This window comes from Bradyrhizobium sp. C-145 (assembly GCF_023375135.1).
Taxonomy (GTDB): Bacteria; Pseudomonadota; Alphaproteobacteria; order Rhizobiales; family Xanthobacteraceae; genus Bradyrhizobium; species Bradyrhizobium zhanjiangense.
Map to the genome: position 1 here is coordinate 6,221,579 of NZ_CP088150.1, position 24,038 is coordinate 6,245,616.

At 58.6% G+C, this 24,038-nt stretch carries 21 protein-coding genes and 4 pseudogenes; 13 read left to right on the top strand and 12 right to left on the bottom strand.

Translation table 11 applies throughout. The features are described 5' to 3' along the window. Positions 1 to 29: 29 nt before the first annotated feature. Positions 30 to 401, bottom strand: a complete 372-nt coding sequence (locus tag LRP30_RS29375; RefSeq protein ID WP_249756998.1) for an H-NS histone family protein — start codon at positions 399 to 401, stop codon at positions 30 to 32. 733 nt (positions 402 to 1,134) lie between these two features. On the opposite strand from LRP30_RS29375, the gene LRP30_RS29380 reads away from it, so the two are divergent. Continuing rightward, on the top strand, positions 1,135 to 1,524 hold the full coding sequence (locus LRP30_RS29380; RefSeq protein ID WP_249756999.1) for an H-NS histone family protein: 390 nt from the start codon (positions 1,135 to 1,137) through the stop codon (positions 1,522 to 1,524). A 163-nt stretch (positions 1,525 to 1,687) separates the two neighbouring features. On the opposite strand, the gene LRP30_RS29385 is transcribed toward LRP30_RS29380, so the two are convergent. The 3 genes from LRP30_RS29385 to LRP30_RS29395 all read right to left on the bottom strand — a co-directional run bounded on the left by LRP30_RS29385 (position 1,688) and on the right by LRP30_RS29395 (position 4,315). Further along, complete coding sequence (locus tag LRP30_RS29385) at positions 1,688 to 2,662, bottom strand: nucleotidyltransferase family protein (RefSeq protein WP_249757000.1); 975 nt, start codon at positions 2,660 to 2,662, stop codon at positions 1,688 to 1,690. Between the two features lie 91 nt (positions 2,663 to 2,753). Further along, positions 2,754 to 3,869 carry a serine/threonine protein kinase gene (locus tag LRP30_RS29390; protein WP_249757001.1) on the bottom strand — a complete coding sequence of 372 codons (1,116 nt, stop codon included), beginning with the start codon at positions 3,867 to 3,869 and terminating at the stop codon, positions 2,754 to 2,756. Positions 3,870 to 4,072: 203 nt separating this feature from the next. Continuing rightward, entirely contained in the window at positions 4,073 to 4,315 is a 243-nt protein-coding gene (locus LRP30_RS29395) for a hypothetical protein (protein WP_249757002.1), read from the bottom strand. A 707-nt stretch (positions 4,316 to 5,022) separates the two neighbouring features. Between LRP30_RS29395 and LRP30_RS29400 the strand changes: the two genes are divergently transcribed. Then, the gene (locus LRP30_RS29400) at positions 5,023 to 5,232 is read left to right on the top strand and encodes a hypothetical protein (RefSeq protein ID WP_249757003.1); all 210 of its coding nucleotides are present in this window, start codon (positions 5,023 to 5,025) and stop codon (positions 5,230 to 5,232) included. 1,159 nt (positions 5,233 to 6,391) lie between these two features. Here LRP30_RS29400 and LRP30_RS29405 read toward each other — a convergent pair. The 3 genes from LRP30_RS29405 to LRP30_RS29415 form a co-directional block, all read right to left on the bottom strand. Continuing rightward, positions 6,392 to 6,670, bottom strand: a complete 279-nt coding sequence (locus tag LRP30_RS29405; protein ID WP_249757004.1) for a hypothetical protein — start codon at positions 6,668 to 6,670, stop codon at positions 6,392 to 6,394. A 2,045-nt stretch (positions 6,671 to 8,715) separates the two neighbouring features. After that, positions 8,716 to 8,973, bottom strand: coding sequence for a hypothetical protein (locus LRP30_RS29410; protein ID WP_249757005.1), 258 nt, complete (start codon positions 8,971 to 8,973; stop codon positions 8,716 to 8,718). Between the two features lie 359 nt (positions 8,974 to 9,332). Beyond that, positions 9,333 to 9,503, bottom strand: coding sequence for a hypothetical protein (locus LRP30_RS29415; protein ID WP_164934580.1), 171 nt, complete (start codon positions 9,501 to 9,503; stop codon positions 9,333 to 9,335). Between the two features lie 534 nt (positions 9,504 to 10,037). Between LRP30_RS29415 and LRP30_RS29420 the strand changes: the two genes are divergently transcribed. From LRP30_RS29420 to LRP30_RS29440, 5 genes and pseudogenes are all read left to right on the top strand, one after another. Further along, on the top strand, positions 10,038 to 10,262 hold the full coding sequence (locus LRP30_RS29420) for a PilZ domain-containing protein (protein ID WP_249761853.1): 225 nt from the start codon (positions 10,038 to 10,040) through the stop codon (positions 10,260 to 10,262). Positions 10,263 to 10,585: 323 nt separating this feature from the next. After that, a complete protein-coding gene (locus tag LRP30_RS29425) occupies positions 10,586 to 10,804 on the top strand; it encodes a hypothetical protein (RefSeq protein WP_249757006.1) in 219 nt (72 codons plus the stop codon). 269 nt (positions 10,805 to 11,073) lie between these two features. After that, positions 11,074 to 11,934, top strand: a complete 861-nt coding sequence (locus LRP30_RS29430) for a site-specific integrase (protein ID WP_249757007.1) — start codon at positions 11,074 to 11,076, stop codon at positions 11,932 to 11,934. Positions 11,935 to 11,940: 6 nt separating this feature from the next. Next, a pseudogene (locus tag LRP30_RS29435) lies at positions 11,941 to 13,112 on the top strand (IS91 family transposase). A gap of 411 nt (positions 13,113 to 13,523) precedes the next feature. Next, a pseudogene (locus LRP30_RS29440) lies at positions 13,524 to 14,188 on the top strand (IS630 family transposase); the annotation flags it as partial. 157 nt (positions 14,189 to 14,345) lie between these two features. On the opposite strand, the gene LRP30_RS29445 reads toward LRP30_RS29440, so the two are convergent. After that, a complete protein-coding gene (locus LRP30_RS29445; RefSeq protein ID WP_249757008.1) occupies positions 14,346 to 14,567 on the bottom strand; it encodes a hypothetical protein in 222 nt (73 codons plus the stop codon). Positions 14,568 to 15,516: 949 nt separating this feature from the next. On the opposite strand from LRP30_RS29445, the gene LRP30_RS29450 reads away from it, so the two are divergent. The 3 genes from LRP30_RS29450 (at position 15,517) to istB (ending at position 19,364) form a co-directional block, all read left to right on the top strand. Then, a complete protein-coding gene (locus tag LRP30_RS29450; protein WP_249757009.1) occupies positions 15,517 to 16,368 on the top strand; it encodes a phosphatase PAP2 family protein in 852 nt (283 codons plus the stop codon). Between the two features lie 828 nt (positions 16,369 to 17,196). Then, a complete protein-coding gene (istA, locus tag LRP30_RS29455) occupies positions 17,197 to 18,441 on the top strand; it encodes an IS21 family transposase (RefSeq protein WP_249757010.1) in 1,245 nt (414 codons plus the stop codon). Further along, positions 18,441 to 19,364: an IS21-like element helper ATPase IstB gene (istB, locus tag LRP30_RS29460; protein ID WP_276017360.1), complete on the top strand. Its 924-nt coding sequence runs from the start codon at positions 18,441 to 18,443 to the stop codon at positions 19,362 to 19,364. The genes istA and istB overlap by 1 nt, the downstream gene beginning before the upstream one ends. Positions 19,365 to 19,646: 282 nt before the next feature. On the opposite strand, the gene LRP30_RS29465 is transcribed toward istB, so the two are convergent. From LRP30_RS29465 to LRP30_RS29475, 3 genes and pseudogenes are all read right to left on the bottom strand, one after another. Then, a complete protein-coding gene (locus LRP30_RS29465) occupies positions 19,647 to 20,063 on the bottom strand; it encodes a tetratricopeptide repeat protein (protein ID WP_249757011.1) in 417 nt (138 codons plus the stop codon). 203 nt (positions 20,064 to 20,266) lie between these two features. Continuing rightward, positions 20,267 to 20,671, bottom strand: coding sequence for a hypothetical protein (locus tag LRP30_RS29470; RefSeq protein WP_249757012.1), 405 nt, complete (start codon positions 20,669 to 20,671; stop codon positions 20,267 to 20,269). Positions 20,672 to 20,683: 12 nt separating this feature from the next. Continuing rightward, a pseudogene (locus tag LRP30_RS29475) lies at positions 20,684 to 21,701 on the bottom strand (type II and III secretion system protein family protein); the annotation flags it as partial. 455 nt (positions 21,702 to 22,156) lie between these two features. Between LRP30_RS29475 and LRP30_RS29480 the strand changes: the two are divergent. The 3 genes and pseudogenes from LRP30_RS29480 to LRP30_RS29490 all read left to right on the top strand — a co-directional run. Continuing rightward, positions 22,157 to 22,612 (top strand): annotated as a pseudogene (locus LRP30_RS29480) (NADH-quinone oxidoreductase subunit B family protein); the annotation flags it as partial. 237 nt (positions 22,613 to 22,849) lie between these two features. Next, positions 22,850 to 23,029, top strand: a complete 180-nt coding sequence (locus tag LRP30_RS29485; RefSeq protein ID WP_249757013.1) for a hypothetical protein — start codon at positions 22,850 to 22,852, stop codon at positions 23,027 to 23,029. A 298-nt stretch (positions 23,030 to 23,327) separates the two neighbouring features. Then, positions 23,328 to 23,771 carry a DUF2267 domain-containing protein gene (locus LRP30_RS29490; RefSeq protein ID WP_249757014.1) on the top strand — a complete coding sequence of 148 codons (444 nt, stop codon included), beginning with the start codon at positions 23,328 to 23,330 and terminating at the stop codon, positions 23,769 to 23,771. Here LRP30_RS29490 and LRP30_RS29495 read toward each other — a convergent pair. Then, entirely contained in the window at positions 23,760 to 23,939 is a 180-nt protein-coding gene (locus LRP30_RS29495; protein ID WP_249757015.1) for a hypothetical protein, read from the bottom strand. The two genes, LRP30_RS29490 and LRP30_RS29495, sit on opposite strands and share 12 nt — an antisense overlap. Positions 23,940 to 24,038 lie beyond the last annotated feature (99 nt).

A 24,038-nucleotide genomic window follows, 5' to 3' on the forward strand; every position in this document is an offset into this window, starting at 1 on the left:
GCGAAACTGGATGGTGCGATCGGATCAAATCACGCCCGCTGCCGGACCCTCGAATTTGTTTCGCCCAATCGGAACTCCTCGATTTTGCGGCCCGACTTTATAGCTGCAACCAGCCATCGTGGCCGCTTTCCCCGACCCGACCAGGTTTCGGACGTCTGAGGATTGCGGTATTTCGGGAGCACTCGCGGATATTTGCGTCTGGGCTTTCCGGGGGGTGAAATTTCGGGTCCCGCCGAGGAATTGACAAAAGTGCCCATACCGCCCCCGAGCACCGCCAGCCGCTTCTCTAGTTCCTGCTTTTCAGCCCTAATCCGGGCTGATAAAATCCCGCTAATTTCCTCATGAAGCGACCAAAGATCGTCGAGGGACATTGCTTCTAGTTCAAGCTTCTTAGTCGTCATGCGAGCATCCTGTAGTTGCGCCCATTTGATACGGCCCCGATTGATTAATCAAGTCCGAGGTGTCAGTTTTCCAAAAAAATGTATGGAACACGAACCGAAATTCGCGTTCCACTTAACTAAGTAATCGGAGCTAATCAAGGCGGAAAAATAAGCTATCCGCAGAATTTAATTGCGGGGAAGCGAACATCGCGTCGCCTTACGTGTAGCCGCATCCGCAGGCAAGCGACGATTCTAAAAATGAAGGAATCAATTAGGCGGGCCGCAAGGCCAATCTGGCACGCCGCACTCTCAGCGAATGTGCACGGCGGGCGAGGCGGCTTTTCCCCCTTCTGGGGAAACTTCTTATGATACGCCCGTCCGATAGCTGCAACTGGAGGCAAATAGCCTCGATGTCGCTGAGCGCGCGCCGTCGAAGCTCAATTTGCTCCTTCAGAGCCCGGACGTCCATCAATGCAGCCGAGGGAACGATAAACCGGCTGATCGAACTCTCGAGACGTCTAAGAGGGTAATCGACAATATCCATTTTGCTCTTGTGCCTACCACCACTTTTGCTCACTCGTCGAGCCAATTTAATAAAATAATCCTCGCAATAATTATTAAATAATATACTATTTATTTATTGTCGCGTCAATTGAAGCGCTGACCGGGGTCCATCGTTTCATTCGCCGCTCGAACAACGATACTCCGAAAGGTGGAGGATGATGGATCAGGGGTCAGGCAAACGGTGACGTGAATGCTGCATCGGCAAGATCTCGAAGCCATGGACTTTGAAGAACTTTGGCTCCTCCACGAGGAGCTAACAAAGATACTTGCCGAAAAGATCACGGCCGAGAAGCGGGAACTCGAAAAACGCCTTGCGCAGCTCAACCAGCCGGAGCAGTCCGCTGCAGCTGAAAGCGGCGCCGCCGAGACGGGAACGGGCCAGCCGCCGCGCCGCAAATACCCGAAGGTCGTGCCGAAATACTTCAATCCACTCCAGCCGACGGAGACTTGGTCGGGACGCGGTAAACAGCCTCGCTGGCTGGTTGCGGCGCTCCAATCGGGGCACACGCTCGAAGAGTTCAGGATTCGCGAGAACGGCGAATCGTCCGATCGGAATGCCGGTGGTCGAGGGCATTCCTAGCTCTGCGCAACTGCACAGATTTAGGCTGCCTATGGCTCCTGCGGATTCCGGAAAGCCATATGCCGACCTGGTTAGGTTTCGGACCGCAGCCAATTCAAATCCGTTCCGAGCATGAAATCTGCCGCCAAACCCCTCGAAAGCGCTCGTCTGACCGTCGCTGGTTTTAGACCTTTCCCACACGAACTGCGGTAGCCGCCCTCAACAAAAACTGTAAGGTGTCCGCTCTTGGCATGGACCACAATCCAGGCCGGCGCACGCTGGTTTGCGTGTAGCGGGTGACCGCCTCCCTCCGGTAATTTCTGAGGTCCAGGACCGTCATTGCGAGGAAGGGCACACGTGTGGCCGGAAAGCGCGCTTGCATCAATTGTCGCATGAACTGCAGACGAGGAATCAGTCGGGAGCGCATCGAGTGCGGGACTTCGACCCCGAGCAGCGCAGCGAGAGCGAGCAGCTGGGTTTCGACCGCGTTCTTCATCAATTCGCCTGAGACATGAGAAGCAAGCTCCTTCCAGTCCAGGCCCTCGACAGAATTATTCAGGTCGCGCAACTCAACAAGATGTCGCAGATCGAGCTCGCCAAGCCAGTAACCATAATCTTGGAACTGATCATGAATGATCAACATGAGCGCTTGGTAAGTTGGGGTTGGGATATATACGTTTCCCCGACCCAGGAGCGCAGGGACGCAATGGTTCAGTGCATGTCCGGAGCCATGGTATAGGTACGCCGGGCCGGGAGCGGCCTGCTGCAGATCGATAGTTCCGACATCGCGCGACCGATTCAGATCGACATGCCATCTCTCGCTTTCGGGAGGAGCCTGGTGATGTATTCCATAGCCGATCGCGCCCAGAGCGGCAACTGCTCGTTCCGTTTCCTCCGGCATGACCATGATATCCAGATCACACATCAGCCGAACGCCTCGTCGCTCACTGGGTGAGGTAGCCAGCGTCGCCGCCCCCTTGAGCAGGATTGGCGTAACTCCGTGGCCATTCATCGCGACGACGGCTTCTTCCAGTTGAGCGACCAAGCGGTCGTTCCGCAGCACGTTTCGGCGGTAGATCTGGCGGACATACGTGCAGACGTCTTCCGGCAACTCCGATGCAAATTGGTCGACGAAATCGATAAGCGCCGGCGTCGTCAACGTCTGATTTGCGAGTCCGACTACGGACGTCCACTCTACATCGATGGTCGGCTTGCCTCGCAAGCAATTGCAAAGGCTCGTCAGTGCCGCACTATGCCTTGCCATTGCACAAGTCCATCAGCAGCCCCCGAGCCTCAGCCGAATCGGAATAGGTAAGTTGGAACGATCGCGCGCCCGCAACTATGCGCTTCAAAGCGAGAAAGCCGGCATGCGACAGTCTCCCGTCCGCGGCAAATGCCCCCTCAATGAGCCGCTTCATCGAATCAAGCTGATCCAGCGGGGTCAGTTCGACGGGACCGCTGGCAACCCGGTTCAGAAAGACGATCCAACTGGCGGAAAGGCATCCCTTGTGCGCGTCGGGAATTGGCAAATACCGCACCTGAGCGCCATCGGGCCGGCAATGCGTCACGTCGTTCCAATCGCCATATAGTCGCGACAGCACCTCCCACGACCCCTCCTTGAGGGTGAGGGCAAATGGGATTCCACAGATCGTTCCGTCAGCCCCGATCAGCGCAACATCATCACCGGCATACTGAAATCCAGCGTTCACCAGTCGCAGTGTAAGAGTCGATTTTCCGGCTCCCGGTTGGCCGCACAGCAGCAAGCCCGTACCGCACTTCGCGAGAGAAGCGGCATGGAGCGCGAAAACCCAACGATCGCTTCGGATAAGTCGCTCGGTGATGTGAGCCTTGATTGTAGGTGCCAGGGCACCAGCTTCGCACCTGTGGACCCGAGCATCATTCCCACGGAAGAATACCTGATCGTCCAGCACCATTGCCTCGATCACGATATCCTCTTCGCCGCCGTTGTCGTCCGGAGCGCAAAACAGCGGGATCAACTGTTGCAAGAGGTCCCAGTTTGCGGCCCGGACACTGATCCTGCGCCGCCCCAGATCCGCTGAGAAGGTACAATTGGCCGGCATTCGCCAGTCGATGTCGAGCAACCCTCGATCGATCCAGATGTTCATGGCCTGCCGCGTGAACTGGCGCGCTGCGTGCTCATCAATGCCTAGCCGGCCGAGTTCCCGATGGATGTCTTCCAAAAAAGCGCCCTGTGCCAACTTGCACCAAATGAATGCCCCCACCTGGTCCAGCTCATAGATCTTTTGACTTGTCTCGCTGAAAAGCACTGATCGACCGTCCAGCAGCGCGAAGACTGCACCCACGGCCGGTTTCAACGCCATCTCTACCGATGATTTTTCCAGCACGGCTCCGACCAATATGAACGATATCTGTCTCGCCGTGGTCTCGACGCGGCGGCGACAACTTCCTGAGATGCATTGTTCACCGCGATCAAACGAACTGCTGTTGCCCAGAAATTCAGCCTGACCACTACGCGATGCAAGTCCTCATCCGGCGCGGGTGCACGTCCCCGGCTGCGCTTCGTTTCAAAATGACAACCTGACCCCAGTCATGCCGCCAGCTGACTACCCTCGCCCGCCGCAGGTGGAGGAATATTCGACACTTGTTCTTCGAGAAAGCTCGTCCGCGCGATCAACCGGTGAGCTTCCAGCAAATACCGGTAAACTTCTCGAGCAGCACTCCGCTCTCTTAGAACGCGCTCCTTTTCGCCGATGCTCGCTAATTCCTCGCGCATTTGGGCCAATTGCTGCGCAGCCGAGGCGGAATCGTGCTTATGAATTGATTCCCACATCGTCACCTCCGACCGAAAAATCTGAAGAAATCAGCTTACGCCATTGGCGGCAATTAACAACGCAATTATATCTTTACCGTATAATAAAAATTTGTTTCATCTTCGAACCGGACGCGACCATTCAAAGACAAAGAAGCACATTGCATCGAAGCGATAGAGGGGACGGAAGCCGTCGATCAAGGGCCCGGCGCTGTTGAGCCTGACGCCTTCAATTGCCTTCCTCGCCGCACGAACAACGGCACAAAATAAATCTGAACAAGAGTCGCAAACCAGACCGACAGCGCCGACTTTAGTTTGCACATTAAAATCCGACAACGAATATTTGCCTGGTAGACGAGCGTGGGAGCGAAGCCAGTGATCGAGTTAGCCGATTGGCCCATCACGGGCGACATGATCGTTTTCGTCGCGAGACACAATTCCGCATCCGCTCAGCTAGGCCAGTTTTCAATGGCGCCCAAGGAGTTCTCGGGCGCGGCCGCATAATCGATACTCACGCGCTGCCGAGCCAGATTCCGGCAGCATCCAAGGAATCGCTCAAGCAGCGATCCGGCCGGTTGGAGAAGCACCGTCACGAGCACGCCGCCCTTTGCTCGAACAAACGACCCCCAGTGCGCGATGCCCCCAAGTAACCCGCACTGATGACGATGCACCTCAGCCGGCCGGTCCTCTTCGCTTCAACAACGAATAAATTTCCAAGGGAGGCTCACATGGGTATGGTCATGGTCAAATGCCCGCAAACTGGTCGTGTGATTCCAACTGGTATCAAGTCCGACCGTGAGACTTTCCTGCGGAGCGTTGTGTTTTTTGGCAATACTCACTGCCCGGACTGTCGTGCCAATCACAACTGGTTCGCTCGCGAGGCCTGGGTCGAGCAGCCGATCGTTCGGGCCGTGGAAATGTTCGTTGCCGCGCGTTGAGCCGATGCGTAGCGTGTTTGGACACGGACGCGGAGCCGAACTAAGCGACATCACGCCAATTCGGGCGGACGGCCTCATCTGACACCACGCTTGCTGAATTCAGCTGGAGCGGCGTTGCCGCCGGCATGCACCGGCTCAATTGCGAGCCGGGCTTCAGGAGATTCTTGATCATCGAGCGCTCAGTCCTCACTCGCGTCATGTCGCATGCATCCATGAAGTTCTTATATTGAAGAAGGTTTTTGAAGAGACGTCCATATTTCGGCGCATTGTCGCAAAGCGAACGTTCTGACGATCCCTCGGCTAGACGTCACGCCGGTACGTTGTCACAAGATCAAGGTTCCCGTCGCTGATCCAGCAAGGACGTGTTTGGGGGTACTGTAGTGAGTAGCGGGGTTTGCAGCCGCCTGGCTGTTCTGCGTCACACGGCCATCGCACTCGTTAGCCTGCTTGCTCAATTGGAGAGGCTCCGAGAGAAAGTACGAAGGGCGGAAGCGCGAAGCTCCGGAGAAAGACGGAGATCGGGCTCGGCCTCGCGGATGCGACGACACCGGTGTGGGACGAGTTACCGCACGCGCGTCCAATCCTAGCGATGGCTTCCAAGTGGCTTTGCTCTACCGAGCTACACGACCGCCGGCGACGCGCTGCCGCTGATCATGCGCTCCAACTGAGTTGGATCTGCTTATCTCGTTTTATTGAGGCGTCGCTTCAACTATGTCCGGCAGTCGGGCGCTCGAGAGGCGATTTGAAAGCAAAGCGTGAGTTGCTTGCCTTCGAATCGTGCCACCTTGAAAGTTAAAATTGATTATTCGGTATAATAATAATTGCTCCCAAGCAAAACGGAAAATAAGGTGGGGAAAACTAATGGGAGGAGTGGATGGAGACCGTACGCCGCTTGCGCGCGATGGCGTTGCTGTGCCGACAGACTTCTGCGCATTATCCTGATCGAAGCTGGAAGCTTCTCGCCGAGGCTGAGTTCTGGGAGCACTTGGCTAATGACGCCCTTCGGCAGCATGTCGAACAGCGCACGGCCGGCTCCTCACTCCCGCCAATCGCAGATAATCCGAATCCCGCAGGATCGAGCGCGCCCATCACTGCGTAGTGCTTCGTTGATCTCTACGCGCCGCTCGCCCTTTGCCGGGTGACAGCCCAACAAGGCGCATTATGGAGAAGCAGGCGTCGCCGGCGTCTTGCCACTTTGCTCTCCTCGACCTTCGACACCCGGCTCCGCAGGTTCTTGAGCGCGCGGCGGCGCTCCGGCGGGCATTGAACAGGCGGCCCGGTCATTGCTGGGCCACATCCACCAGACAGCGCCAATTTCCAATGAGTGGCCCAGCGCCGTGGAAACCTGAGCACGGCGACTGCTTTCCGAGCCGCAGACTTCGACCGCCAGTTCATCATCGATTGCTGACGATTCCAGCTCTTCGAGCTCGAGCTCCATCCGCTCCAAAAGCCGTGCTTGAGCCTGAGGGGAGAGTCCGACCTTCGTTGCATCCTCGCGGCCGTCCCGTGAAGATGAGGTTGGGTGAAATACGCGAACCGGCGCCCGTGACCTGCTCGCCTTCTGACAGGGCTACACCGATGAAAGCCACAAGGAGAATCTGAGACCGGCCCTCGTCGACTCGCTGACGAGCCGCAGCTACCGGGTCATCTGCGAGGCTTACGGCTACGCGGCGCAATTGTGCGCGGCGGCAGCGAGCCAAGCCTGTTGGCTGGTCGCCATTGAGGCCTCATGGCGGAGCACTTGCTTTGATCGCCCTATAAAATGTGAACGAAGGTAAGCCAGGCCGAGACTGCGAGACAAACTGCAAGGCCGGTATAAGGCAGAGCTAGTCTCATCGGAATCCTCCTCGAAGAGAGGTCAGTGAGAATTGGCGCTCGTTGCGGCGCTCGTATCTATAACGAGCCTGAGGTTGTTCCGTCTTGTGCCGGCCGTGCTGATGTCTGCTTCTCACTTCGGCCTCTGCCAGGTTGATAAGCCTGCGTAGCCGCTGGATCTCCAGCATTGTATCTTTCAGCTTTTGGCCTTTCCGAAAAACGCGATGGAGACGCGCACTATAAACATCCATTGGCCCCTCACAATATATAGCATCAAATGACCTTACCAGTTAATGCCATCATATTAGCCTCTTTTGTGGTTGTGGAAATAACCTATTTCACACTGCGCGGTCAGCAGATCTTTGTTAAAAATGTCTCTGAACGTGACCCTGGGACGGCCGTGGGACAGATAAGGCCTGGTGTTTTGGATTGAAGGCTCGCTGATGCTCCCATCGCCAGCCTGTGGATACCTTCGCAGATAACGGGTTGGTGAACGAAATCATTTGCCGCTTCCCCGAAGCAATCCGGAAACAGTGCGGGTCTAGTTGCCCCTCTTTTGGCGAGGGATTTCAAAATGATCACGCTCAAAGCAATTGCAGTTTGGCGCCGAGTTGTTCTTGTCGATGTATTCGGGTGACCTCGGCGCCGACGTAGTTCTCGCGATCGTCGCTTGTCTTCCGTAAAGCGAGGGCTCTCCAACGTGAAGCGGCGGACCGCTGGTTTCCGTCTCTTCGGCCGGCCGGCATGCCGCATGCAATCGATCTTTCGTTGTTTTTGTGGGGCAGATCGAAAAAGCAGTCGTCTAGGCCATCTCGGGGGTCCTCGCGGGCATGAGGTATCCCATACTAGTCGTCATTGACGCTGTCGTCCAACTTACCAACTTGGCGGACGGTTGTTGCGCACGTCTCAATCACGATCGCGATCGTGAGCGCCTTTGGCCAATGGAAAACGGCCAATGGGTCAGATCGCCTGCATTTTCCGAATCGCGCCTATGTGCTCGTTCTCACTGTTAGTTTCAGATCTTGCGGGTATACACGCGTGAGCCATTTCCTCTCCATGCTTCTGCTCGCCCTCGCACTGACCCTGACCTTGTGCTTCGGGGTGGCAGCCTGGCGACTGTCGGCCGGCAAAGACATCGATATTGCCACAACGATCCAGCATCAGGAGTACGGCTGGAGAACTAGGTCCAACAACTGGAGGTCGTTGCGTTCGCCCTGAATTTGCGACTCGATGAGGTCAATGTATTCGCAGGTACGCTGGTCAAGACAATTTCCGTACCGCCGATCCTTGTTTCTCGGCCGTGAAGTGGACCCGAATAAGCTCCGATGTGAGGCAGACGGAGGCGATGCAAAAGCCACCTACAATCAAGGACCAATCTACGATTGGTTCTCGCATCGAGGTGAAACCGGGAGGAAAACTTTCATGACGAAGCCCACCAGCCATCCGGGAAAGGCTCTAATGGCTCATGACCGTCATTTTCGTTCGCGAGCGTGCGACGAGCCGGTTCGATATCTCGGCATGTACTCAAGACCGACTTGTTCAATCGGCCGCTATGGTACGGGGCTGTGCCGTGTGGAAGGCTCGGAGCTGCTGACCAAGCGATCGCCCATCTTCGCGCGGCAACGTGTCCGGGATGATCACGGTCTTTCTGCATGCTTCACCTGTCGGTTACAGGCCACCGCTGAGCGAACTTGAAACTTGGGTTGTTCCCGTGCTCGCACGCTTATGGGCGCTACGGAACTCGCGGCCCGAGACGATCGCCGCGAAGATAAAGGCCAGCACGCATGCGGCGGCCAACGACCAAAGGGCAATTGCGATTTGCTTCTGCATGGCCAGCGGCAATCGAGGAGATAGCCTCGCCTCTTCAACTCGTTTCCGGTTAAGTTCAAAGTTGAGCGACAAAGCCCGGTGACGCTCAGTGTTCACCAGCTTCTAAAATCTTGTCTTCGCATCTTGGCCAGCGCCTGGAGCACGCTCAAACCGATACTTCTCACCCGAGTACTCGGAGAAACGGCTCCTGCATCCTGGGGCTAAAGCGGGATGCTGGAGTCGTCTCTTCCGAGATCCTTGTGCGTCCGTCCGGCACAATTGGCTCATCATAACCCAAATTAAATGTTTATTCTATATTATTTTTTGTTTTATCGCGCATTTAATTGTTTAAATTTTGCCGTCTCCGTTCGGATTCGGCGATTTTTCAGTCCGCCATGCCGCTTGGCGAAACTTGCGACGAGCGTGGCGCCGTTGTCCAGGCGCCGATCTAAACCGATCTTGCAGCCTTCGGCAGATCAATGCTCTGACTGGCGGCCGATCGGGGACTTCGTGTGGAGTAGCCCCAAACGCTTTTCAAGTTCGTCCTTCTTGGCAATGAGCCTCGCCGCAAGAATAGCTTCGACGACGCTGTGGAGATCCCACAGCTCATCAATGGACATGTCCTTGAATTGCTCCAGATTCATCATCTTCTCGAATCACGCTCCTCATAGGCTGGGCCTACACTGTGCGAGGTGGCAACTAACTGCGAGTTGGCGTGGAGTGGATATCTGTGAATTCCGCCTCTTTCGGTGTCAGCTCAGGTTTTCACTGCAGGGATGCGAATGACCTTGCCGGCTGACATGGAAAAAGTCGGGCGGCAGATGCGCCAGAAAGTTGACGCCAAGTAGGAGTTGTTCACGCTGGATATCTGGCAGCCCGGCGCCACGACCAAGCTAAAGGAAGCCAAGCTGACAGGCGCCAGGTCGTGCGCTGTCCAGAAATGAGACCGAGCACACCTTTCGCGACTACGCCAAAGGAAACGCGGACAGCACGCTGGCTGCAACCCGCAAGAGAGATGCGTCTCACCTAGAGATATATGCAGTGCACGCTGCAACGATCTGCATAGGATCGCAAAGAGACGTCGCAATTCCTTCAACGCTATGAGGTTCGAAAAAGATTTTGCTGCTGCCCAATCTCGCGACATCAGGGCGCAACCGCCAAGAGAAGGCGAACCTGCGATCATGTTCGGGGATGGCTCGAGCATCAGGTGTCGCGTCGTAAACCTGTCTGACCAGGGCGCCGCTATCGAACTCCGGGACGCGAGGCTCGCACGTTCTCGGTTCGAACTCATGCTTGAACATGATCGCTCCGTAAGGAAATGCCGCCTGGTTTGGGCCATGCAAAATCGCATTGGTGTTTCTTTTGATGCTGCTCCCATCGGGGTTGGGCCGTCGTCGAAAAAATGAGCCTTCGCATGTCGTAAGTTGCTCGTTGTGCCTGGAGCTGAAGGAATACTAAGCAGCGCCGACACTACGATGCGGGGATACGCAACAGGCAGACGTGGATAACGTCGATCACCAGTAGTCTTGCGGGTGTCGTTTCCGTTAGCGATGACTGTACGCTTTTCCGATCTTTGCGCGAGTCGTTGAGGGTGTACTGGTGCGGACTACCAGTAGAGGAGGAATGCGCCCCTATACATTGGTTTAACGTCACAATGCGCCCCAATTCTCACCAAGTTTGCCGCACATTCCAAAAGGAAAGACGGCAAGAAGGCACGGGAGGGCAGATAGTGGTCGTCAAGAACATCGTCATTCCTTTGGAAGTCGAGTATTTGCAAAAGGCAGCAAAGGACCGTGGAATTTCTCGCTCCAAGCTTGTGCGGTTTGTGATGGAGAAGGTCGTGAACGATGAACTCGTTCATACGATTCTCGGCGAAGGTGACTTGTCGAACATTGAGCCCGCGCCGCGACGCTATCGACGGTTTCGGCACGAACCTAACCGGGACTGATAGTTCTTTCTTCTACGCCGCCGCTCCGATCACCTCGTTACTCGAAAAGCTACGCCCTCGTGATCGTTCTCCTCACGCCATATTTCAGAGAGTTGCTGCTCTGCTCTCTGGCTCCTACGCCCTGTTAGAGCATCCGCCGAGCTGAATGAATCGAAAGGGATTGAACGAAGCCGCTGGCGCGGCATGTAGGGAGGCATAGCAAGGATTGCCTCCTGTCTGAGAGGATTGCGGGTTTTCGAAGCCCAACCCTTTAGACAGAAGGTTTTCCGATGGCTGAGATCAGTCCGCTTCGCCGCCGCATGATCGAGGACATGACGGTCCGCAATCTGTCACCGGCGACGCAGCAATCCTACCTCAACGCCGTAGCGAAGTTGAGCCGATATTTCGGTCGTTCTCCCGACCGCCTCGACCTGGAGGATATCCGCGCCTTCCAGGTTCATCTGGTTGCGACGGGGATGTCTTGGCCGGCGCTGAACCAGATCGTCTGCGCACTGCGGTTCTTCTACGGTGTGACGCTTGGTCATGACACCGTTCCGGAGCGCATCGCCTATGCGCGTAAACCGCGCAAACTGCCGGTCGTGCTGAGCGCCGACGAGGTCGTCCGCTTCCTGGAAGCAATCCCGAGCCTCAAGAGCCGTACCGCGTTGACCACTGTCTATGCCGCAGGCTTGCGCGTATCGGAAGTGGTCCTCTTGAAGGTTGTCGACATCGACAGCCAACGGATGTTGATCCGGGTCGAGCACGGCAAGGGCGGCAAGGACCGTTACGTAATGCTCTCGCCGCAGCTTTTGAGTATTCTGCGGACATATTGGCGGCTCACTCGGCCCAAACGATGGCTATTTCCCGGCCGCGACGACGAGCGTCCGCTCGTCCCAAATGTGCTGCACGCCGCCTGTCGCTCAGCCTGTGCTGCGGCTGGCTTGAGCAAGTCGGTGACAGTGCATACGCTTCGGCACACATTCGCGACCCATCTGCTGGAGAACGGGGCCGACGTACGCATCATCCAGGTGCTGCTCGGCCATGCCAGTCTGGCCAGCACGGCGCGCTATACCCAAGTCGCCACAAAGACCATCAGCAATACGCCAAGTCCACTTGACCGGCTCCGCCTGGAGGTCGTGCCGCCCGGCTGAGCGAACCTGATGGCTCCGGTTCTGGAAGTGGCGGATATCTTCCGCCGCTACGGCGAACGTTTCGGCAAGCTCGTGCCGGACATCTGGGCCGCGCCGAGCGGCGCGTCATGGGCGCGATCACGGCATGCCGGACGGCTGTGCTTGGCGGCCACATCGAGCAATGCGACGACTGCGGTGCCACCCGGATCGCCTACAACTCCTGTCGCAATCGGCATTGCCCGAAGTGCCAGGGCTCGGCGCGCGCGCAATGGCTTGCCGAGCGACAAGCCGAACTCCTTCCCGTGCCATACTTCCACGTCGTCTTCACCTTGCCGGCGCCGGCCAGAGAGATTGCTTTCCAGAACAAGGCGGTGGTCTATGCCATTCTGTTCCGCTGCGCGGCCGAGACGCTCACCACCATCGCGGCCGACCCCAAGCATCTTGGCGCTCAGCTCGGTCTGACCGCCGTCCTCCATACTTGGGGTCAAACCCTGCAACACCATCCGCATATCCACTGCGTCGTGCCTGGTGGTGGACCTTCACTCGACGGCACACACTGGGTCGCTTGCCGGCCCGGCTTCTTCCTGCCGGTGCGCGTCCTCTCCAGGCTGTTCCGCCGCCTGTTTCTGCAAGAGCTGCAAGCTGCCTTCGCGGCTGGCCAGTTGGGCTTCTTTGGCGATCTCGCCGATCCCGCCGCATTCGCCGAGCGCCTCGCTCAGCTCCGACGGACCGACTGGGTCGTCTACGCCAAGCCGCCATTCGGCGGGCCTGAACAGGTGCTGGCTTATCTCGGCCGCTATACGCATCGCGTCGCCATCGCCAACAGTCGGCTGATCTCGCTTGCCGACGACAAGGTGAGCTTTGCCTGGAAGGACTATCGGCAGAATCGTAAAGCCAAAGTGATGACGCTCGATGCCGGTGAGTTCATTCGTCGCTTCCTCCTGCACACCCTGCCGGACGGCTTCCATCGCATCCGCCACTATGGCTTCCTCGCCAATGGCGGGCGCAACGATAAAATCGTCCTCTGCCGTCAACTCCTTGCCGTCCGCAACGCTCCGACTGATCAAGAAGCCGGCGACGATCCCCTCACCAAATGCGAGATACCCGCCTGCCCACATTGCGGCGGCACCATGCGGCGCGTCGACGTCGTCCCGCGAGCCTGCGCCCGCGACCGTCCATTTCGTTGTGACACGTCATGAGCCACGCCTGCACCATCCACTCCGTCCATGATCACCTTCGCGGTGGCAACGTCCGAAGCCGCCGTAGGTGCACTCGTCACCGAACACCCGGCCGATCGTTCGACCACGCATCCCAGCGCCGCAAATCTCTCACTGGATCGCGCCTTTGGCCCGATCAATGGAACCCCTCACATCAGCTGAAGGTCGCGCGGACGCGCGGTGATCACAGGCGCGCCTTCGCCGCAGGCGAACCCGCCGCACTATCCCCATAGGGCCACAACTCCGCGGCTTCGTTCAATCCGGCTTCTATGAGTCGCACGCGCCATCGCGCGCGCGGTTGGCCTTTGCCCCGCGACCTCATAGAACCCTCAAGATTCCCAAATCAGCTGTGAGGTGATTCAAACTGCCTGCCGGGGCTGGAGGCCGGCGGGCATGTCGAAGGCTCTTTCGCTGGATCTTCGAGTTAGGGTTCTGGCCGCGGTGAAGGCGGGGGCATCGCACCGCGAGGCAGGTGAACGGTTTGGGGTGAGCGCGGCAAGCGTGAGCCGGTGGGGAATGCGCGAGCGCCAGCAGGGTGATGCACGCCCGAAGGCGCTCGGTGGAGACCGCAGGTCCGGCCGCATCGAGGCGCACAAGGAGACGATCCTTGCGATGCTGAAGGCGACGCCGGATGTCTCGATCGAGGAGCTGCGCCGGAGCCTGGCCCAAAAGGGGCTGGTGTTCGGCGAAGGCACACTCCGTCGCTTCCTGATGCGGCACGGCATCACGCGCAAAAAAAGACCGCACACGCCAGCGAGCAGGACCGGCCGGACGTCGTAAAGCGGCGCCAGGATTGGCTCGAGGGCCAGCCTGCGCTTGATCCCAAGCGCCTCGTCTTCATCGATGAGACCTGGGCTTCGACCAATATGGCCCGCCGCTACGGCCGCTGTCCGCGTGGAGAGCGGCTGAAGGTCGGGATCCCCCACGGCCATTGGAAGACCACGACCTTCGTGGCCGGAATCACCTCCAGCGGCATCATCGCCCCCTGGGTCCTCGACGGACCGATCAATCGCGACGCCTTCGAAGTCTATGTCGAGAAGGTTCTTCCCCAAGCACAAGGCCGCACGTATGTCCCTCACGGCCCAGTCCCATGGGACTGGCGGCTTGCGGAGTATCTGAGGCAATAACGAGCGGCCGGGCCTTGTTCTAGTTTGTCGGAAGGTTCTTTCTTTATCCAAGAAGCCCGAATCGCTTTGCCGCTTCTCGGCCTCGCTGTCAGCGATCTTTATCAGGTTTGCCGTTAGGGCTGCCGTCACCGCCGCCGTTGCCATTGCCATTATTGCCACGAGGACCGGCCGGTCCGGCGCCCGACCTAGCAATTGCATCCGACGTGAGAGACGTCGACAGCAGGAGCGTAATGGCCGGAGGCGTGACGGCGGCGAACTTGCCGCAGGTCTTCAGGAATTCGCGGCGATCGTCGTCGTCCCGTTCGGTCATTGCAATCTCCAAAACTTCAGGTCATATGTATTAACCTAACGCGATTTAAATAACTTTCAATAGTAAATCAGTTCAATCACGAAATGTGACAAGGTCGCCTCAGTTGGGAAGGCCCCGGCTGCAGGGGGCTCTTGGGATCGGCCGGGAGCCCGTTCCGCCAGCTTCAGTCGCGCGAGGTGGCAAGGCTCCAAATCGGCATTCAGGGCTCTCAGCTCCTGTCATAGCTCCCTTCCCGTCGCTGGGTGGGTGCGGTTCTTCAACGCCGCCTCGGCGATCCAAGGAAAGCGCCTGGTCAGTCGGCACGATTGCGCGATAGTAGGCGCGCGCGCTTGTCCTCCCGGATGCCCAATATCCGGTAGCCGTCGTGTTTCACTTCATGAAGGCAATCCGGCCCTGAGGCGACCTGCTTGCCGGCGGTAAAGAGGCAGAGCTCATACGCCATACGCATTAACGAAGATAGGGGCTCGCAGAGGATTTACGAATCTCCTTAAGTTCCTGCCCGGAACAGTGCTGAAGCGAGTCTCGTTTTCGCTTGGCCTTGCTAGCCGGAGGACCAAGCACCACTCCAGCGACCCCGGCCTCTCATAGCCCCTTGGGCCGGGGCCGTCTTTGCGTGACAATTTGGAGTGCTTTTTCCGAAAGGGCGAGCTGTTCGTATGACTTCGCGTGTTCGGTCCCAGCTCTCTGACGGGCTCGATCTTGGCAGTGACGAGCCTTGCAACAAATCGGCCTCTTCGTCGGCATGGGGGACTCCCCACCACCTTTTTTCTTAGTGCACAGGCGGCCGCGGTCGCTCATGATAGAGGCGTCTGCCTCGGGGCTGGCCTGAGCAGCGGACCTTTCGGCCCTGTGCTGCGGATTCGGTGCGGACCTCCAGGCGCACAGGGCCGATATGGTCTACTCCTTGGAAGCGCTCAGCATTGGTTGGTTGGGCGCAAGGGATCGGTCCTTGATTGAGAAACTCGCAAATCAACCGGGCGGGACATTTACAGGCTCGATGGTCTTGGCGGACGGAATGACGAAAAAGGCAGCACCGGCGCTAATCATCGCCGCCGCCGCAATCTTCGGTTTTCTGTTTTTCTCCGCGAGGTTCAGTCAAGCGGCAGGCAGCAGTTGGGATCGGGACCTCCTACTGTGGCTCAACTCGTTCGCTGCAAGTCACGGGTACCTGTGGGAGCTTGCTAACAATTCGCTGTTCAGGGGATTTCCGGTCTTGTTTTCTCTTGTCGCGTTGTGGTTCGCCGACGACAGCAGAGAACGACGCTGCCGGATGCTGGCCGGGTTCCTTGCGACTTGTGTGGCGACAGTCCTCTCCGTGTGGATACAATTTCATCTTGCCACGCATACACGCCCACTTCTGGACCCAGCCATTCCTTTAAACATGGCCGAGCTGGATATCATCGACCCACAATGGCGCTTTGTAGATTGGGGTCGTAGAGACTCGTTTCCGAGCGACACCGCGACACTGTTTTTTGCCTTCGCTACAGTGATCTTCTTAGAAAATCGATTGGTCGGGCTGTTCTGCCTTCTCTGGGTCGCCGTGATCATAGCAGTCCCGCGCGTCATCTTTGGTTGGCACTATCCGACCGACATCGTTGGCTCTCTAGTTTTGGGACTGGCATGCGTTCTTCTCTTCAACACCGTTCCATACCTGCGGACGCTGTTTGAGCGCACGCTGATCCTGTTTGAGAGTCGCATGTATATTGTCCATGCACTTGTGGTCATCTTTTTGATTGAGGCGTCCGGATTGTTTCTTAGCTTGCAGAAACTCGGAAAAACTTTAGTGCGGCTGTCAGGTTAGCCAGAGCAGTAGCGGGCATCGAGATAATCACATGGGCGCACAGCGCGCGTCAGTATCCATGCGCGCTTGCATAGAATTTGCCATTGGCGGAGATGGCGAACGCGGGGGAACCGGAGCTAGAAGATTAGGATCGCTTGCAATAAGTGCCGCGCCGGCCGCGCAGGCAGCGAGAGCATTGTATTGACTTTGCTTCGCAAGACTAACGTGGATCTCGTCAAATACATCGAACAGCGATCCCTTAAGCGGCCCAGGCGATATTCGTTTCGATTTTTTCGCAATGCAAACCACCAGGCCGGCCCAAATATATGGAGGCAAAGCCCTCCGCCGGCGGTGGCGAATGCGCCGAGCTGGGCGCGGAAGCGTGGTTATTCAATCACCAGCGAGCCACTGGTCGCCCGCGCATTTTGGGTCGGGCCGGGCGGCGGCCGGCGTAACGGGCTCTACAGATTGGATGGACCGAGAGCCATCTCCAGCGCGATCAACCCCCCGGACGGCCGGAGGGTCGACGAGAAACTTTGAGCGCTGGTGCGTTTGAGCGATCATCGTTTTCATGCAGGTCAACTCGCTCAAATTGGAGATCGCAACACTGCAACGTGACATCATCGCGCTCAAGCTACGCGTAGCCAGGCTCGATCAGATCGCAAGCTCCAATGAGATACGTGAAAAGGCAAGCAGTGAAACACCCAAGCCGCCGTTGTCGGGCGACGTGGAAAATTGCCCCCCTGACGACACGAGGAATTGCCCCCCTCGCGACACGGTCAGAACGGGGGTTTTATTCAGCGACTCAGTTCAGGTCCTCTGCGGTTCAAAGATCCGCGGAGGGAGGCCATGCTGGAGCCGGACGAGGTTTCGGCGATACTCCGGCTCAACGAGCTGGGGTGGGGTAGTAAACGGATTGCCCGGGAGCTCGGGATTAGCCGCAACACGGTGAAGGACTACGTGGCGGCCGGCGGCTGGACGCCGTATCGGCAGCCGCACCGCAAAAAGGCACTCGATGGCCAGGAGATCTGGCTCAAGGAGCGCCTACGGCAGCACCACGGCAATGCCGACGTGATCCGCCAGGAGCTGGCAGCCGAGAAAGGCATCATCGTCAGCCTGCGCACGGTCGAGCGGGCCGTCCAGCGCTATCGCCAGGAGCTTGCGGCCGAGGCGCGTGCGACGGTGCGGTTCGAGACACCGCCCGGCAAACAGCTGCAGATCGATTTTGGCGAGCGGCTGGTCGAGATCGGCGGTAGCAAGGTTCGCGCCTACCTGTTCGTCGCCACGTTGGGCTACTCGCGCCGGCACCATGTCAGGGCATTCCGCAACGAACGGCAAGAGAGCTGGTTCGATGGCTTGGAAAGCTCCTTCGTGAAGTTTGGCGGCGTGCCCGAGGAGGTGCTGTTCGACAATGCGCGTGCGCTGGTCGTGGAACACGATGCCGCGACGCGCACCGTCGTGTTTAATGACAAGCTGACCGCGTTTGCCAAGCACTGGGGCTTCCGGCCACGGGCCTGCGCGCCATATCGAGCCCGCACCAAGGGCAAGACCGAGAATGGCGTCGGCTACGTCAAGCGGAATGCGGTCGCCGGCCGCACCTTCCCGAGCTGGGAGGCCTTTGAGGCGCACCTTGAGGCTTGGACGCGGGAGATCGCCGACCTACGCCAGCATGGCACGACGGGCGAAGTACCGATTGAGCGCTTCAGGCGCGCTGAGGCGCCTGCGCTGAAGCCCATCGCCGGGAGGCCGCCCTTCCAGGCCGCACGTGAACTGATCCGTCGCGTGCAGGCCGACTGCGCGGTCGAGATCGATGGCAATGCCTACTCTGTGCCATGGCGGCTGATCGGCGAGACGGTGAGAGCGACGATCGCCGATGGCGTGGTGTGCATCCACCACGGGATCCATGAGGTGGCCGCTCATCCGATCTGTGTCGGCCGTCGCCGTCGCGTCGTCGACCCTAAACACTTTGAGGGCCTGACTGGCTTTAAACCGAGTCGTGCTGGCGATCTCGCGTTATCGCCTGTCGCGCCGCCGTCGCCGACGCTGCTGCGGCCGCTCGGCGAGTACGAAGCGATTGTGGGAGGGGGCTTCTGATGCGAGCCATTGTCCCCGACCGCCTTAGCGATATGCTGACGCGCCTGAAGCTGACGGCTGTCCGCGACCAGCTGGATGGGCTGTTGGATGAGGCCGGCCGGCAAGAGCTGAGCCTACGCGAGACCCTGGTGCTGCTGTGCGAGCGCGAGATCGCCCGCAAGGATGAGCGGCGCGTCGAGATGACGTTCAAACTTGCTCGCTTCCCGTTCGTTCGCGATCTGTCGGGCTTCGACTTCTCGGCCCAGCCCTCGCTGGATCCCAAGCAGATACGCGAGCTTGCGAGCGCCCGCTGGATTGCCAATGGCGAGAACGTGCTGCTGCTTGGGCCACCTGGCGTTGGCAAGACGCATCTTGCGGTCGCTCTTGGTCGCGAAGCGATCCTGGCTGGGCATTCCGTTCAGTTCGTCGCAGCCACGACTGTCGTTGCGCAGCTTGCTAAAGGTCACGGCGAAGGGCGGCTCGAGGAGCGACTCGCGCAATTTGCCAAGCCAAAGCTCTTGATCATCGACGAGCTCGGGTATCTGCCCTTTGAACCCAATGCCGCGCATCTGTTCTTCCAGCTCGTTAGCCGTCGCTATGAGAGAGGCGCGATCCTGCTGACCAGCAACCGCAGTGTCGGCGAGTGGGGCTCGGTCTTCAGCGACCCCGTGGTTGCCACCGCGATCCTTGATCGTCTGCTGCACCACAGTCACGTCATCACGATCCGCGGCGACAGCTATCGCTTGAAGGAGAAGCGCCGCAGCGGACTGCTGCAGAAGCCCGCTGCACCAGAAGCCAAATCGGAGAAGAAGTCGTGTAGCAAGCCGCTCGCTCGCTACAGCGCTATGACGGGCGCGCTTCGCGAGCGGCTTGCTACAGTCCTGCAAACAACAAGGGGGTCACTTCCTCATGTCGCTGCGGGGTCAAATCCGGACGTCGCTTGACAGCCGTCGGAGACCCATCCTGACCAGGCTCCGCTCATCCTGTCACGTGAAGAGATTCAGCTTATCCGAGACTATATTAAACCTGCGCCAGTTGCGGGCACCGCGCCTGAGATGACCAAGGTCGGCGATCCCGTTGCGGGAGAAACCGTCGCCGGAAACTGCTTGGGGCGCGATTCACCATTCGCAATGGCATCATTGTCATCATCCGCAGCGGCAGCCGTCACGCTGATGCTGTGATTGGGCCAAATTGACGAGAACTGGCCGTGATCGCAGGGCGGATAGTTATGGCTGGTTGTTCGGCGGCCTTTCAATGAACCGCCGGCTGCCGTTGAGAAGTTCGAGGTTATTGGCGATGACCGGATTACCTGGATCGAGCGAACAGGCCTTCTCGAACTTCCGTCGCGCCGCACTCAGATTGCCGCGCAGCATGTACGAATATCCCTGGTCATTCAGGATCTGAACGGTTTCGCCTCCTAGCCGAATCGCTTGGGCATAGGCCTGATCGGCAAGGTCGAAACGACGTATCCGATCATAGCTCGCAGCCAACCCGATCCAAGCGGTCACATCATTGGGCGATTTCTCCACGCCGTCCTTGAAGTAGCGTTGTGCGATCCCGTAATTGCCGCGGTTGAAATGCTCCAGCCCCAGCCTGATGGGTTCGTCCGATGGATAATACTTGACGTCGGTCGGTTCCTGCACGGGGTCTCCGCCCGGCGGATCTACGGGAGCCACGATCGCGGCCTCCCTCGTTGTGTGGTCACAGCCTGCAAGGCCTGGCGCCAACCAACAACAGGTCAGCATTACAATGGCACGTCGCATAACCCTGTCCCCAGCCCGGCCTAACGGTCTCACTCCACCGAGCGCAAAATACGCGTCGCTAGACTCACTTACCAAAAAAACCGCTACCTAGCCCCCGCTGCTGGCCCGCCGACCGGCACCGATATTCCCGATGATGCTCCCGCGCCCAATCCAGTTACGTTGACATTCTGCGTGACCGGAGGTCGCTGGCCCATGAGTTTCGTCGGATCGCCCATGTCGGGAAGCTGAACTACCGGCTGTTGCGTGTTGCCGTAACGCGAAACGGCTGCCCCCACGCGCCGAGCGTCGTACGCGATCCGGCGATCGCCGACGTATCGCGGCCACGGATGGATGGTGTGGGTGACGGCGTTGACCTGCTTGGCATTGCCGGCGCTCATCGTGATGGTGTCGGAACGCTGTAAATAGCGGTCCACCTCGTCATGACCAGCGAGCCCGTAACATCCTCCGAGCAGCAAAGGCGCGAGCAGAGCCAGATACCTGATGGTCATCTCTCGCTTCCTCTAGTTAAGTGTTTTCACGACCGGCTGCTCGACAGCAGCGGCCGGAGCTACAACGGGCGCCCTGACTTCAGGGAGCGATGATGTGGCCGTACGGTCCTTTCACCTCACCTCCGGAATTGACATAATCATTATAACGCTGGCGGACTTCCATCTGGCCATTGAGGAAGAAATCGACATCATTGGCTGGAAGGCGGGAATCGAGCGGAGACGCCAATTGCTGGCCGGGTGCGGCCGGTACGACCAGGCGCGGCGTTACGATGATGACGAGATCGGTTTCCTCCTGCTGATACGACTTGCTGCTGAACAGGCTCCCAATCACTGGCACCCAGCCGATCCATGGCAATTGCGAAACGTCCTGGCGATTGCGGGTCTGGAGCAGGCCGGCGATTGCAAAGCTCTGGCCGTCGCGCAACTCAACCGTGGTTCGCGCGTCGCGGCGGGTCAGCGCAGGAATGGTCGTCCCCTGGATCGTCACCGCATTGGCGAAATCAAGTTCACTGACCGACGGCTCGACCCGAAGATTGATCACGCCGCGCGAGAGCACGGTGGGGACGAAGGCGAGCTCAACACCAAACTTCTTGTATTCGATCGTGATGGTGGGAAAGCCGTTCGTCGTCTGGGTCGGTCGGCACTGGAAACTCACCGCCGGCCAAGAAGCGCGCGGCATCGCCGGAAAGCGTGGTCAAGTTTGGCTCCCCAGCCGGCGTGCCAATACTTTGCTTTCCAATGCAGAGATCAGCAGGTCCACCGAGCCGCCGCCGCTGGTCCTGACAATGCGAGTCAACAAGCTTCCGAACGGAGCCGGAGCGACGCCGCCTGCGGTCCCGGCGAGCGTTCCTAAAGTTCCGAGTATCGGAAGACTTCCCGTAGGAGAGGCGCCAACAGGCGTACCGCCAGTATTACGGGGTTTTGGACCGTATTAATTACCACCGATTGGGCGTCGGCCCGTCGCGCTAGTTGCACCACCAAGCCCCGTATTCCCGACATTGGTCATTGGCAGAGAACTATTGGCAGAGAACTGGACCGGCACGGCAAACCCACAAGCGGCGATCAAGCCTCCTTGGGAAGTCGTTCGCGTTCCAGTCAGGCTGCAAGAGCGTCGGAGTTGACTTCGCTCTTCGCAAGCGTCGTCAGCATGGCGTCGGTCGCCTTCTCCTCCTCCCAGGCTCTCGTGCAGGATGTTCTGGTCTTCCCTGAACTTGAGCTGCCCGGCAAGAGCGGCTGCGCTGCCATATGGCTTGGGTTTAGGATGACCCGAGTTCCAGATTTGGCGGTCAACTGCCTATCCCGCCAGACTGTTCCTCTCCGGCCGAACTGCCAAAAACATTTGAGCTTGAAGTCGATTAGGACGGAGGAGAATTAGGAACACCGAGACGGAGCAGTGCTTGCAGCAACGGGCAGGGCTTGCGAGGCGATATCGCCATGAACTATCTCGAAAACGTTCCCTTCGACAATGTCCAGGACCATCTCGGTGACCGTGGCTACTTCGTGGCTCCGCTCGACGACCTCATCACATGGGCGCGATCGGGTTCTCTGATGTGGATGACATTTGGGCTTGCGTGCTGTGCGATCGAGCAGATGCAGGTATCGATGCCGCGGTACGATATTGAACGATTTGGTGCCGCTCCGCGCGCATCGCCAAGGCAGTCTGACGTCATGATCGTCTCGGGCACGCTCTGTAACAAAATGGCGCCAGCCCTGCGCAAAGTCTATGACCAGATGCCGGAGCCGCGCTACGTCATCTCGATGGGATCGTGCGCCAACGGGGGCGGCTACTATCACTATTCGTACTCGGTCGTGCGCGGCTGCGACCGTATCGTGCCCGTTGACATCTATGTGCCCGGCTGCCCTCCGACGGCTGAAGCCCTGCTCTACGGACTCGTTCTCCTTCAGAAGAAGATTCGGCGAACCGGAACGATCGAGCGATGACTCGACGAGTTTTGGACCGAACCGGATGAGTCCGGCACGCCACTTCAGCAGGCTCGTCCGCACAATACAGAAAATATTCCTTGCAGCCTCCATCTAGCCCCGACACCGGAAGGATAGCTCGCGAGATGCGTTCGAGGCACAGCACAACCAAATGTGAATCGCTGAATGTCTGTTCCCTTGCGAACCATCTGGAGTAGTGGTGTTGGCGGAGAAGATCCCGAAAGGCGGAGCCAAATCATGAAGCATGCCACACGGATTTATCGCCTCGACCATTCGAAGCGCGGGGATGCCGAACAGCTCGCTCGCATGCACGAAATGGCCAGGGAAGCCGCCGAGGTGCTGCGTCCACCCATCCCGGACACATTTCTGGGCCGCCGAACGTTCGAACTATTCCCGAAGGAAGAGAAACGCGCTTGACGCGTGGACACACGCTGGCGTCGTGCATCGCCTCAGGAGCTCGCTGACCCATTTTGGAGCCACCGACCTGCCCGAATTGCAGGATCGAGATTAGGTGGTGCGTGTCAAGATTGGTTTGACGGGCAGCGGGTCGCAAGGATCGTCCATTGCGCCACGGGCGGCTTGACGACGGGTTGGCACGGCCCGTCAGAACCTTGGGAAGAACCGCAGGCTTCACATCTTCGACTTTGGCTGAGCCTTTTTGGGACGTATCCGCGGACGCTCCATTGCCTTCGCAAACCAGCGATGGAGTGATCCCATGAGCGCCACAGGTCTCGATGTATTCGACAGAACGATCCACCTGACGAACGTCTGGCTGGATGAGATCATGACGACACTGCCGCGCGACAGACAATTGGCGTGGCACGCCTTGGGGGCGGTACTACGGACCGTGCGTGATCGCGTTCCGCTCAACCTCGCCGTTCACCTTGGGGCGCAACTACCGCTCTTGGTGCGCGGCAGCTATTTCGAACAATGGCGTCCGAGCGACACGCCACAAACCTGGAGGTCGGTGGATGAATTTATTGCGCTCGTATCGGCACAGATGAAGTCGGCGAAACCGGTCGATACCGTCGAAGCGGCGCGTGCAGTGTTCCGCGTGCTAAGTCACCATGTCGATCCAAATCAGATAGAGAAGGTGCAACACTCGCTGCCCGAGGAGATCCGATCATTGTGGCTGGCGCAAAGGTCGTCAGCAGCCTGAACGAGGAAACTCCGCCACCTCCCGAAACTCGCCGCCGTCGACCACATTGAGCGCGGTGACAGCAGAGAGGTTATCGCCCTTCTCGTCCCAGACGACCGGCCTGGGATAGGCGACGCCCTGAAATCGGACCTTGCTTAGCGCGGCCAGCACGGCCTGCCGTTTCGGCAATGTTCCAATCGAGCCTGCGCTCCGCTCGACTGCGTAGTTGCCGATCGGCCCATAGCATTGCTGATAGCGATCGGCGACGCGCTACCAGGTCCAAATCCG